11 protein-coding genes are annotated in these 12143 nt (G+C 71.6%); 6 read left to right on the forward strand and 5 right to left on the reverse strand.

Annotation, left to right across the window (positions count from 1 at the left end):
• The first annotated feature begins 1 nt into the window (after position 1).
• Both QNO26_RS00410 and QNO26_RS00415 read left to right on the forward strand, forming a co-directional pair.
• Positions 2-1492 (forward strand): GH1 family beta-glucosidase, encoded by a 1491-nt coding sequence (locus QNO26_RS00410; RefSeq protein ID WP_257532670.1) that lies wholly within the window; start codon positions 2-4, stop codon positions 1490-1492.
• A 21-nt stretch (positions 1493-1513) separates the two neighbouring features.
• Positions 1514-2536 (forward strand): LacI family DNA-binding transcriptional regulator, encoded by a 1023-nt coding sequence (locus QNO26_RS00415; RefSeq protein WP_257532672.1) that lies wholly within the window; start codon positions 1514-1516, stop codon positions 2534-2536.
• A 189-nt stretch (positions 2537-2725) separates the two neighbouring features.
• Here the strand turns inward: QNO26_RS00415 and QNO26_RS00420 are convergent, their stop codons facing one another.
• Both QNO26_RS00420 and QNO26_RS00425 read right to left on the reverse strand, forming a co-directional pair.
• Positions 2726-4069 carry a uracil-xanthine permease family protein gene (locus QNO26_RS00420; protein WP_257532674.1) on the reverse strand — a complete coding sequence of 448 codons (1344 nt, stop codon included), beginning with the start codon at positions 4067-4069 and terminating at the stop codon, positions 2726-2728.
• An 81-nt stretch (positions 4070-4150) separates the two neighbouring features.
• Positions 4151-5080 carry a phosphoribosylaminoimidazolesuccinocarboxamide synthase gene (locus QNO26_RS00425; protein WP_257638584.1) on the reverse strand — a complete coding sequence of 310 codons (930 nt, stop codon included), beginning with the start codon at positions 5078-5080 and terminating at the stop codon, positions 4151-4153.
• 145 nt (positions 5081-5225) lie between these two features.
• Between QNO26_RS00425 and QNO26_RS00430 the strand changes: the two genes are divergently transcribed.
• The gene (locus tag QNO26_RS00430; protein WP_257638585.1) at positions 5226-6413 is read left to right on the forward strand and encodes a glycosyltransferase; all 1188 of its coding nucleotides are present in this window, start codon (positions 5226-5228) and stop codon (positions 6411-6413) included.
• A 17-nt stretch (positions 6414-6430) separates the two neighbouring features.
• Here QNO26_RS00430 and QNO26_RS00435 read toward each other — a convergent pair whose 3' ends face one another.
• A complete protein-coding gene (locus tag QNO26_RS00435; RefSeq protein WP_257532683.1) occupies positions 6431-7762 on the reverse strand; it encodes an HNH endonuclease in 1332 nt (443 codons plus the stop codon).
• Between the two features lie 267 nt (positions 7763-8029).
• On the opposite strand from QNO26_RS00435, the gene QNO26_RS00440 reads away from it, so the two are divergent.
• Complete coding sequence (locus QNO26_RS00440) at positions 8030-9472, forward strand: DHA2 family efflux MFS transporter permease subunit (RefSeq protein WP_257638598.1); 1443 nt, start codon at positions 8030-8032, stop codon at positions 9470-9472.
• On the opposite strand, the gene QNO26_RS00445 is transcribed toward QNO26_RS00440, so the two are convergent.
• Positions 9469-9984 (reverse strand): nitroreductase family deazaflavin-dependent oxidoreductase, encoded by a 516-nt coding sequence (locus QNO26_RS00445; RefSeq protein WP_257532685.1) that lies wholly within the window; start codon positions 9982-9984, stop codon positions 9469-9471. The genes QNO26_RS00440 and QNO26_RS00445 overlap by 4 nt on opposite strands.
• A 97-nt stretch (positions 9985-10081) precedes the next feature.
• Complete coding sequence (gene purD / locus QNO26_RS00450; protein WP_257532688.1) at positions 10082-11353, reverse strand: phosphoribosylamine--glycine ligase; 1272 nt, start codon at positions 11351-11353, stop codon at positions 10082-10084.
• Positions 11354-11432: 79 nt separating this feature from the next.
• On the opposite strand from purD, the gene QNO26_RS00455 reads away from it, so the two are divergent.
• Both QNO26_RS00455 and QNO26_RS00460 read left to right on the forward strand, forming a co-directional pair.
• Entirely contained in the window at positions 11433-11789 is a 357-nt protein-coding gene (locus QNO26_RS00455; protein ID WP_257532689.1) for a sterol carrier family protein, read from the forward strand.
• A gap of 40 nt (positions 11790-11829) precedes the next feature.
• On the forward strand, positions 11830-12129 hold the full coding sequence (locus QNO26_RS00460) for a potassium transporter Trk (protein WP_257532691.1): 300 nt from the start codon (positions 11830-11832) through the stop codon (positions 12127-12129).
• Positions 12130-12143: the final 14 nt, after the last annotated feature.

Raw genomic sequence — 12143 nt, forward strand, 5'->3', positions numbered from 1 at the left:
AATGAGCACCATCTCACAGGAGGAGTCTGCCCTCATGGCATCCACTCGACCTTTCCCCGGCGACTTCCTGTTCGGCGCCGCGACGGCGGCCTACCAGATCGAGGGGGCCGCCCACGAGGGCGGACGCACCGACTCGATCTGGGATGCCTTCTGTCGCGTGCCCGGAGCGGTCATCAACGGCGACAACGGTGACGTGGCGTGCGATCACTACCACCGCTACCGCGACGACGTCGCGCTGATGAAGCGGATGGGGCTGCAGACCTACCGGTTCTCCACGTCGTGGTCGCGCGTGCGGCCCGACGGTGGCGCGCTCAACCTCGAGGGCGTCGACTTCTACAAGCGCCTCGTCGACGAACTGCTCGACGCCGACATCCTGCCGTGGCTGACGCTGTACCACTGGGACCTTCCGCAGGCGCTGCAGGAGCAGGGCGGCTGGATCAATCGTGAGACGGCCGAGCGCTTCACCGAGTACGCACTCGACATGCACGATGCCCTCGGCGACCGCGTCGCGGTGTGGACGACCCTCAACGAGCCGTGGTGCGCCTCGTTCCTCAGCTACACGGGAGGCGAGCACGCGCCCGGTCACCAGAGCGTGGCCGAGGGTCTGCTGGCATCCCACCACCTGCTGCTGGGCCACGGCATGACGGTGCGGGAGCTGCGCTCGCGCGACGCTTCGCTCGATCTGGGGATCACGCTGAACCACACCGTCGCCGACCCGGCGGACCCTGCCGACCCGCGCGACGTCGACGCCGCCCGGCGCCTCGACGGGCAGTTCAACCGGTGGTTCCTCGACCCGCTGTTCCGCGCCCAGTACCCGGCCGACATCGTCGCGGACATCCGGGAGGTGGATGCCGGCGCGGTGGCACGGTTCGAGGAGGCCGTCCGAGGTGGGGACCTCGAGACGATCTCCCAGCCGCTGGACACGCTGGGCGTGAACTACTACCACGGCGACCTCGTGTCGGCCACGCCGCCGGCCGTGCCGCCGGTCTCGGGAGCGCCGCTGAGCAGCCGGGCGACCCGCAGCCCGTACCCGGACGACCGCGACATGCACACGGTCGAGCGCGGGCTGCCGCGCACGGCGCAGAACTGGGAGGTGCAGCCCGAGGGGCTCACCCGCCTGCTGAGGCGCATCTGGGACGACTACGCCCAGGAGGCGGGCGTGGTGCTCGCGGTGACCGAGAACGGCGCGGCCTTCAACGACGCTCCCGTCGTGGAGGATGGTGCGCTGCGCGTGCCCGACGGCGACCGGGCGGCGTTCCTCGCGGCGCACCTGAACGCCACGCTCGACGCCATCGACGCCGGCGTGGCCGTGCGGGGATTCTTCTACTGGTCGCTCATGGACAACTTCGAGTGGGCCTGGGGGTACGACAAGCGCTTCGGCATCGTGCGCGTGGACTACGACACCCTCGAGCGCACGGTGAAGGACAGCGGCCGCGAGTACAGTCGGATCATCGCCGCGCGGGCGCTGGACAGCACTGCCGCGGCGGGCTGACCAGACGGCCCGGGGAGCGACATGAACACCCACACCACCCGTGAAGCGCCCGGGGCGGTGACGATCGAAGAGGTCGCCGCCGCGGCCGGCGTGTCGCGCTCCACCGTGTCGCGCGTGGTGAACGGCTCCACCGCGGTCAGCTCCTCGGCGCTGGCGGCGGTCAACCGCGCCATCGCCGAGCTGAACTACGTGCCCAACCGCGCGGCGCGCTCCCTCGCGAGCCGTCAGACGCTCGCGATCGCGCTGGTCGTTCCCGAGGACACCACCCGCTTCTTCGGCGACCCGTTCTTCGCGGCCGTGGTCTCGGGCATCAACGCGCGCATCAGTCGCTCGGACTACGTGCTCAACCTGATGATCGCGAGCGACGACCCGCGCGACAAGACGACGAGCTACGTGCGCAGCGGCGCGGTGGACGGGGCCATCGTCATCTCCCACCACACCAGCGACACGTTCATCGACCGCATCGCCGCCGCGGTGCCGGTGGTCTACGGTGGCCGCCCGGTGCGCGAGCGCGAGAACGACTACTACGTCGACGTGGACAACGTCGCGGGCGGGCGGCAGGCCACCCAGTACCTCATCGATACCGGCAGACGCCGCATCGGCACGATCGCCGGACCGCTGACCATGCCCGCGGGTGTGGACCGGCTGCGCGGGTTCCGCGAAGCACTGGCGGCGGCGGGTCTCGAGGAGGCGGTCGTGCTCGGCGGCGGCTTCACCGCCGACGGCGGCGCGGCAGCGGCCTCGCAGATGGTAGAGCAGAAGCTCGACGTCGACGCGCTCTTCATCGCCAGCGACCTCATGGCCCGCGGCGCGCTCGCGCGGCTGGGTCGCGCCGGCATCCGCGTGCCCGAGGACATCGCCATCGTCGGCTTCGACGATTCGCCGGTGGCGACCGCCGTGAGCCCGCCGTTGACGACGATGCGACAGCCGTCCCACCTGCAGGGCGAGACGATGGCGTCGATCCTGCTGGACCTGCTGGCCGGTGGTCGCCCGCGCCACGTCACGATTCTCGACACAGAGCTCGTCGTCCGCGGCTCCGCCTGACGCGGCTGGCCGCGGTCTCTCCGCCGTCGCTTTCCCGCGCCCCCGTGCCCCCGCGCCCCCGTGCCCCCGCTTCTCCGCTGAAACTGCAACTGGCGGCTGAGACTGTGGGTAATACCCGCTGTCTCAGCCGCCAGATGCAGTCTCACGGTCCGCGGAGCCCGCGCGGCGCATCGCGCGGCCCGCGGTGCGTCAGTCCTGCATGTCGCCGCCCAGCTGGCCGACGGCGGGAATGGGGCCGCCGTCGTCGGCGCCGGTGCGGCGCCACCGGGCGATCGCGTTGCCGCCGTGGTAGATCGCCAGCGCGGCGACCGTGCCGAGCACGATCGCACCGAACTGCAGCGAGCCCCAGTCCATCGTGAAGCCGGCGATGGCGATGATGAACGACACCGCCACGGTGTACTGGTTGACCGGGCGCGAGAAGTCGACGCGGTTGTCGACCCAGATCTTGATGCCGATCACGCCGATGAGGCCGTACAGCGCGGTCGTCACGCCGCCGAGCACGCCGGCGGGGATCGTGTTGAACAGGGCGCCGATCTTGGGTGAGAAGGCCAGCAGGATCGCCACGGTGCCGGCGACCCAGTACGCCGCCGTCGAGTACACGCGCGTGGCGGCCATGACGCCGATGTTCTCGCCGTAGGTCGTCGTCGCGGAGCCGCCGAAGCCGCCCGCGAGCATCGTCGCCGCGCCGTCCGCGATGAGCGCGCGGCCCGTGTGCTTGTTGATCGAGGGGTCCTCGGTCATGGTGGCGACACCGCGCACGTGGCCGACGTTCTCGGCGATCAGCACGAGCACGACGGGCAGGAACATCGGCACGAGCGCCCATGCGGCGGGGTCGGTCACCGCGGCCAGGTGGAACTCGGGCAGCCCGATCCACGCGGCCTCGTTCACCGAGGTGAAGTCGATCTGCCCGGTGAACGCCGCCACGAGGTAGCCCACGATCACGCCGAGGAAGATCGAGATGCGGCCGAGGAACCCTCGGAACAGCACGCTGAACAGCACGACGGCCACCAGGGTCACGGTCGCCAGCTCCGGCTGCAGGCGGAAGTTGTTCCACGCCGCGGGGGCGAGGTTGAACCCGATGAGCGCGACGATGGACCCGGCCACGACCGGCGGCATCAGCTTCTCGATCCAGCCGGTTCCCACCGCCTGCACCACGAAGCCGACGCCTGCCAGCAGTGCTCCGGCCACCACCACACCCACGAGCGCCTGCGTGAGCTGCTCCGGGCTCGCGAGCGGGTCACCGCCGTTGAGGGCGGTGATCGGCGCGATGAACGCGAACGACGATCCCAGGTAGCTGGGAAGGCGGTTCTTCGTGATCAGCAGGAACAGCAGCGTGCCGAGGCCCGAGAACAGCAGGGTCGTCGACACCGGGAAACCGGTGAGGATCGGCACGAGGAAGGTGGCGCCGAACATCGCCACGACGTGCTGAGCGCCGATCGCGATCGTCGCGCCCCAGCTCAATCTCTCTTCGGGCTTGACGACGGCTCCGCGTTCGACGTGACGGCCGTCACCGTGCAGGCGCCAAATGGCCATGGGACTCCTCGGGTCAAAGGACAAGGGGGAAGACGAATCCCATTATCTGGGAAAAACCTGTGAGGCCCTGCGTGTGTGACGTCAGTCGCCCGTGAGTTTCTCCAACAGTTCCCGGTAGCGGTCGGCGGTGCGCTCGACGATGTCGCCGGGCAGCGCGGGCGGCGTGCCCTGCTTGTCCCAGTTCGCCGCGAGCCAGTCGCGCACGATCTGCTTGTCGAATGACGCCATGCGCTCGGCGGGGGTGGTGCCCGATTGCCAGGCCGCGGCATCCCAGTAGCGCGACGAATCGCTGGTCAGCACTTCGTCGGCGAGCGTGAGCATGCCCTGGTCGTCGAGACCGAACTCGAACTTCGTGTCGGCGAGGATGAGGCCGTTCCGCTCGGCCGTCGCCGCGGCGCGGGCGTAGATCTCCAGCGACGTGGTCCGCAGCTCCTCGGCACGCGCGCGCCCCACCAGCTGCACGGTCTGCTCGAACGAGATGTTCTCGTCGTGCTCGCCCATCGGCGCCTTGTAGGCGGGGGTGAAGATCGGCTCGGGCAGCCGGTCGCCATCCCCGAGGCCCTCCGGCAGCGGGATGCCGCACACCGTGCCGTGCGCGCGGTACTCCGCCCAGCCCGAGCCGGTGAGGTAGCCGCGCACGACGCATTCGACGGGGAGCATGTCGAGCGAACGCACGACCATCGCGCGCCCGGCAACCGCTTCGGGTACGAGGGAGTGCGGTTCGTCGTCATCGCCGAGCACGGCGGTCGCTGCCAGATGGTTCGGGATGCCGCGCCCGCCGTCCGCGCCGGCGAGCTGGTCGAACCACCAGAGGCTCAGGGTGGTCAGCAGCACGCCCTTGTCAGGGATGCCGGGCTCGAGCACGACGTCGAAGGCGCTGACGCGGTCGCTGGCGACGACGAGCATGCGGTCGGCCACGACCTCGTCGCTCGCCGCGGCATCGGGCACGTAGAGATCGCGCACCTTGCCGGAGTAGACGTGGCGCCAGCCGGGCAGCTCGGGGGAAGTCACCTGCCCATTATCGACGGCTCACCGCCCCCGCCCGCACCGTCCCCCTCCACCGCCTGGCGCTCGCTGCGCCGACGGCTAGCCCGGTGCTTCGTCGGCCGCAGGAGTACGTTGGACCCGCGTCGACGATCTCCCGAGGGGGCGCAGGGTGAGACTTCTGCTCGCGACCGCCGGTTCCCGCGGCGATGTGGAACCGTTCATCGCACTGGGCGAAAGCGCAGCGGCGGCCGGACACCGCGTGCGCCTGGTGGTTCCCGAGGCCCTCGACGTCGCTGCCGGCGTGGACATCGTGAGCATGGGCGCGGACTTCACCCGCCTGATCCGATCGCATGGGGTCTCGCCGGCCCGGGCGCTGCGCAGCTTCCGATCAGTCGTGCAGCCGCTGATGCGACGCGTGATCGTGGAAGGGGCTCGCGCGGCACTCGAGTACCGGCCCGACCTCATCGTGTACCACCCGAAGGTCCTCTCCGCGCCCCTCGTCGCGGATGCGCTCGGAGTGCCGCACGTCCTGGTCGAAACAGTTCCCGTCCTCACCGAGACCGCCGCGTTCCCGGCCGCCGGCACGATCACTCGCAGCATCCGCCCACTCAATCGATGGACATATCGAGCCGGGCGGGCAGCGACCGCCATGTTCCGCTCAGAGCTCGCGGAGGCGCGAGCCCTCGTCGGCGGCTCACGCCGGCGTCCGTCGGAGCCGATTGCGACCCTTCTCCCTGTCAGTACCGCCATCCTCCCTCGACCCGACGATTGGCCGGAGACGGTCCACATGACGGGCCCGTGGTTGCGCGGGCGAGCCTCGGAGGATGTGAGCGCCGATGTCGCTGAGTTCATCGAAGCCGGACCCTTCGTGTACGCGGGGTTCGGCTCGATGGGCGCACCCGGGGCGGCGGCTCGGGGGCGCGTCATCATCGATTCCGCACGTGACCAGGGCTTCCGCGTACTCGTCGCCACGGGGCTCGGTGGCATCGAGGTGCCGCCGGACCGCGCAGGGGGCGACGTGCTGGTGATGCAGAGCGTGGCCCATCGGACGGTGCTGCCGCTCGCGGCGGCCGCCGTCCACCATGGGGGCATTGGCACCATCCACGCGGCGACGCTCGCCGCCGCGCCTTCGGTGATCGTTCCGTTCATCGCAGATCAGCCCTTCTGGGGTGCGCGGTTGCACGCGGCTGGACTCGCCCCCGCCCCGATCCGATCGCGGGCGTTGACCGTGCGCACGCTCCGCACCGCGCTGGATGCGCTCGACGACTATCGCGTCCGTGTCACGGAGGCCGCCAGGATCATGTCCACGGAAAACGGAACGACAGAGGCCCTCCGCATCCTGGATGCGCTCCGCTGAACCACCCGAAGGCCCGGTCAGCTGGCGAGGTCGTAGCGATGTCGCCCGCCGAGACGCCGGGTCTGCGCCGGATCGAGCCACTTCGGTGGGACGAACCACACCTTCGCCCGCGTCCCGACGCCCTCGACCTCGATCCCCCAGCCGTTGTCATGGATGCGATGGTGGCATCCGACGCAGAGGAGGATGCCGTTGCCGAGGTCGGTTGACCCGCCGTCTCGCGCCCACCATCGGATGTGATGGACGACACACCGGGCGGACGGAGCGCCGCATGAGGCGCAGCCACCGTCGCGTTCGCCCAGTGCCAGCTTCTGCGCCGCGGTGAAGAGCCGCTTGGCACGTCCCCAGTCGAGGATCTCGCTGTCGCCGCCGAGGACGCAGGGGATGATCTCCGCGTCGGCTGCGAGCCGTCGGGCGGCGGCTGCGGAGAGCGGCTGGTCGATCCCATCGATGCTCGCGGTGCCCACGCCGTCCGTCAGCGCGTCCAGGTCCATGCGCACGATGACGGTGGTCGTGGGGAGCGTCGGCAGCTGCGTGCACCCGAGCGCGTGACGGCACACGTCGGCCAGGGCATCCGCCTGCATCTGACGCACGCTGCGTCGGTCCTTCTCGGCATCGTCGGCGTGCTCATTGCGGCGGAGGACTCCGGTGACGATCCCCTCGATGGCGGCTTTCACGGGTGCCGCCGTCTCGGCATCGAGCTTCGCCGTCAGCACGACCATCCCGTCCCGCTCCTGGATCACCAGGCTGCGCTCGCCGCGTCGCTCGGTCTCACGCGGCTCGACGCCGTCGGGGTCGAGGTGGGCCTCGGCGCGGGCGAGCAGCGTTCCCAGCTGATCGGGGCGCAGGCCCGGCGCCATTTCGGCGAGCCGCTCTTCCATCGCGTCGAGGACGGCGGCGTCGGCGCGGAGCGACACGCGGTCCAGGAGGGTGATGATCGCGGATGCCGCCCACATGCCGAGCTTCCCCGATGCCACCGCGCCGGCGACGTGCGGGTGCTTGGCCGGGAGGCGCTCGCCGGCGAGCGTCATGCGGGGCGCGGTGGCCTCGCCGACCTGCACCAGGCGCACCGCGTCTGCGGTGGTCGATCCCGTCGTCGCCGAGATCAGCGCTGCGGGAGAGCGGTGACCCTGCTTCTTCGCGAGCGAGTCCTTCCCCAGCTCGGAGCGGGATTGGCGGGCGATCTCGGCGGCCACCGGGGCGAACGCGGCATCCACTCGACGGCGCAGTGCGCCGAAGGCGTCGTTCACCGCGATCAGCTCGCCCGGTGTCAGTGACCCGGGAGGCCGGTCGGCACCTGCGGCGACCAGCAGGTCGAGTGCTGCGGCGATGTCGCGGAGTCCGTTCTCCATGGCACCGAGTATAGTACATATGTACGATAACGAGAAGCGCTGTGCACATCTATCTGCGAGCGGAAGTGCGCCCCCATTCGGCTTTCCGCCGCCCCCGGTGTCGGCCAGCAGGCGTAGAGTCTCCTCCGCACCGCGAGGACCGCAGAGGGAGAGGCTGACGGCGTGACCGACTCTGACACCCGCGCTCGCCGCGGCGCAGGACGTGCCACGGGCGCGCCCGCCACCGGCCCCTGGCCGGCCCTGTGGGCGCTGGTGATCGGCTTCTTCATGATCCTCGTGGACACCACGATCGTGTCGGTGGCCAACCCCGCCATCAAGGCGGCGCTGGATCCCGACACGGCGGACCTCGACAACGTCGTGTGGGTCACGAGCGCCTATCTGCTCGCCTACGCCGTGCCGCTGCTGGTGACGGGGCGCCTGGGAGACCGGTTCGGCCCGAAGAGCATCTACCTCGCCGGACTCGCGGTGTTCACCCTCGCCTCGCTCGGCTGCGGACTGTCGCCGACCCTCGGCACGCTCATCGCGTTCCGGGCGCTGCAGGGCATCGGCGCCTCGCTGATGACCCCGCAGACGATGGCTGTGATCACCCGCACCTTCCCCGCCGCCCGGCGGGGCGCGGCGATGGGCCTGTGGGGCGCGACCTCCGGTGTGGCGATGCTGGTGGGTCCGCTCGCCGGCGGCCTGCTCGTGGACGGCCTCGGGTGGGAGTGGATCTTCTTCGTCAATCTGCCCGTGGGCGTGGTCGGGTTCGTGCTCGCGTGGATGCTGGTGCCGAAGCTGCCGACGCACCCGCACCGCTTCGACATGCTGGGCGTGGTGCTCAGCGCCGTCGCCCTGTTCCTCATCGTGTTCGCCCTGCAGGAGGCGGAGCACTACGACTGGGGCGCCATCTGGGGGCCGGTGACGGTGTGGATGCTGCTGGCCGCGGGCCTGGTGGTGCTGGCGCTGTTCGTGGCTCAGCAGGCTCGCACGCGCACCGAAGCGCTCGTGCCGATGTCGCTGTTCCGGGACCGCAACTTCTCCGTCGCCGGCATCGGCATCACGGCGGTGGGGTTCATGGCGGCGAGCATGTCGCTGCCGTTCATGTTCTTCCTGCAGCTGGCGCGCGGGCTGAGCCCGACCGATGCCGCCCTGCTGCTGGTGCCGACGGCGGTGGCGGCCGGCATCCTCTCCCCGCTGGCGGGACGTCTGCTCGACCGCACCGACCCGCGGTTCCTGCTCGTGCCGGGGATGATCGCGGTGGCATCCGCGCTCGTCTGGTACGCGTCGCTGATGACCCCCGACACCCCGACGTGGATGTTCCTCTTCCCCGCCGCCCTCATGGGGATCGGTCAGTCCGGGCTGTGGGGCCCGCTGGCGACGACCGCGACGCGCAACCTCGACCCCCGCCAGGCGGGTGCCGGCTCGGGCGTCTACAACACGATGCGCACGATCGGCTCGGTGCTGGGATCGGCCGCGATCGCTGCGGTGATGCAGGGGCGTCTGGAGGCCAACCTCCCCGGTATGGCGGGGGCGGGGCTCGGCTCGGGCGCGTTGCCGCCGGAGGCGGCGGCCGGGTTCGCAGCGGCGATGGGGCAGGCGATCCTGCTGCCGGCGGCGGTGCTCCTGCTCGGAGTGGTCGCCGTGCTGTTCCTGCGCCGGCCCGCGCCGGTGCGCGCGCCCGGAGGGACGCCCGCGCCCGCGGAAGCGCCCGCGCCCGCGCAGCGCTAGAGGCGCCCGGTGAACGGCGACGGGGCGGTGTCGGTCGTCAGCCGGAACAGCCGCACCGTGCGCCCCGAGTCCCGCTCGTACTGGCGGTAGCCCGGCCACTGCGCTTCGATCAGCGCCCACGCGGCGTCGCGCTCGTCGTCGGGGATCGGCACGGCGTGCACCCGGTACCGTCGGCCGCGGACGTCGGCTTCGGCATCCGGGTGCGCCCGCAGGTTCGCCGTCCACGCCGGATGCTGCTCCCGCGCGAAGCTCGTTCCCGCGACGATGCCACCGCCGTGCCCGTCGGGCGTGTACATCAACTGCGTCTCGCGCGGCTGCCCGCTCTTCGCGCCGGTCGTGTGCAGCACCAGCGAGGGCACCAGGATGCCGGAGACGATGAGCCGGCCCCCGGTGACCCGCTTCAGCACCCGCTCCGCCACCGGAAGCGCCTTCGGGGCGACCCGGCGGAAGGTGCGGGTGCGCGTCACCGGGGCGAGGGTGCGGCGCAGGGTCCTCACGACGATGTTGGCCATGTCACGAGCATGGCACCGCGCGCCGCCGCGGGGGTGGTGCGCTGCGCGGCGTTGCGAACGGATGCCCGTGCGCGCGCGGCCGATCCGTCGCGGGGCGTCAGTCCTCGACGGCGCGGCGGGCGATGTCCGTGCGGTGGTGCGAGCCCTCCAGGTGGATCCTGCCGAGCGCGTCATAGGCGCGCTCGCGCGCTTCGAAGAAGGTGTTGCCGAGCGCCACGACGTTGAGCACCCGGCCGCCGGTGGCGATGAGCTCGCCGTCATGCCAGGCGGTCGCCGCGTGGGCGAGGTGCACGCCCTCGACGGATGCGGCGTCGTCCAGCCCGGTCAGCACGCGCCCGGTGACCGGGGCGGCGGGGTAGCCCTCGCTGGCGAGCACGACGGTGACGGCGGCCGCTGCGGCGAAGGCCGGTGCCGGCTCGTCCTCGAGGTGACCGGAGGCTGCGGCCATGAGCAGCGACGAGAGAGGCGTGGCCAGCCGCGCGAGCACGACCTGGGTCTCCGGGTCGCCGAAGCGGGCGTTGAACTCGATGACCCTGACGCCCTGTTCGGTGAGGATCAGGCCGGCGTAGAGCAGGCCGATGAAGGGGGTGCCCTCGGCGTCGAGCTGGCGGATCACCGGCTCGGCCACCGTGCGGGTGACCTCCGCGACGAACTCGTCCTCGCCGCCGAACGCGCCCGCCAGCCACGGCAGCGGTGAGTAGGCGCCCATGCCGCCGGTGTTGGGACCGGCGTCGTCGTCGTGTGCGCGCTTGTAGTCCTGTGCCGGTGACAGCGGCACCACGCGGTCGCCGTCGGAGACGAAGAACAGCGACACCTCGGGGCCGGAGAGGAACTCCTCGACGAGCACCGCCCCGTCCGGGAGGTACTCCTCGGCGTGGGCCAGCGCGGCATCGCGGTCGTCGGTGACGATGACGCCCTTGCCTGCGGCCAGGCCGTCGGCCTTCACCACGTGCGGGGCGCCGAGCTCGGTCAGCGCCGCTTCGACCTCCGCTCGCGTGCGGGCGCGCACGGCGCGGCCGGTGGGGACCCCGGCGGCATCCATCACCCGCTTGGCGAACGTCTTCGACCCTTCGAGCTGGGCTGCGGCCTTGCCCGGGCCGAACGCCGGGATGCCGCGCTCGCGCAGCGCGTCGGCCACGCCGGCGACCAGCGGGGCCTCGGGCCCGATGACGACGAGGTCGACCGCGTTCTCGTTCGCGAACGCGGTGACCGCCCCGGCGTCGGTCGGGTCGAGGTCGACGAGTGTCGCGTCGGCGCCGATGCCGGCATTGCCGGGGGCGGCGAACAGCTCGTGCCCGGCGTCTTCGGCGCGCAGGGCGAGGATGATGGCGTGCTCGCGCGCGCCCGAACCGAGGACGAGGATCTTCACCCGGCCAGCCTAGCGAGACACCTCCCTCCCGCTCCGCCTGCCGATTCACGCCGGCGCCGCGCGCGGGTAGCGTGGCGGGATGCCGCGCAAGATCTCCACCGACGCCGGCCGTGCGGCGCTGGCCGCGCTCGCCGCCGCCGATGCCCCCTCCCGCACCGATCGCGCGACGGCGGTGCGCTATCTGCTGCAGCTGCTGGCCGAGAAGGCCCCGGGCAACAGCGTCGAGGTGCGCGTGCCGCCCTTCGGTGCCGTGCAGGTGCTCGAGGGGCCGCGGCACACCCGGGGCACCCCGCCGAACGTCGTCGAGACCGACCCCGACACGTGGGTCGCCCTCGCGACGGGCGCCGAGGCATGGGCGGATGCCGTGACGGCGGGCCGTATCCACGCCTCGGGCACGCGCGCCGACCTGTCTGCGCTGCTGCCGCTGCGCCCCTGATCCCGGCCTGGGTGCCACCGCGCGGTGAGACAATGGAGACATGACCGAGACCGCGCGCCTGCGCCGCACCCCCAAGTTCGCGGTGTTCCTCGGGTTCGGGGCGGCGCTGGGGCTGCTGGCGGCCCTGATCCTCACCTTCGCGTTCGGCGACGGTGGCGAGGTGAGTACCGACACCGGCGTGGTGTACTCCCCGATGCAGGTGTTCGGCTTCCTGGCGCTGTTCGGCGTGCCGATCGGCATCGCGCTGGGCGGCATCGTCGCCCTCGTGTTCGACCGCGTGCTGAGCGCCCGTGCCCGCGACGTGCAGATCGAGCACGAGCACATCCGCACCCAGGACTGACACCGCCGCCCGGG

Origin of the sequence: Microbacterium sp. zg-Y1090, assembly GCF_030246945.1 — a bacterium.
In the GTDB taxonomy this organism is placed as follows: domain Bacteria; phylum Actinomycetota; class Actinomycetes; order Actinomycetales; family Microbacteriaceae; genus Microbacterium; species Microbacterium wangruii.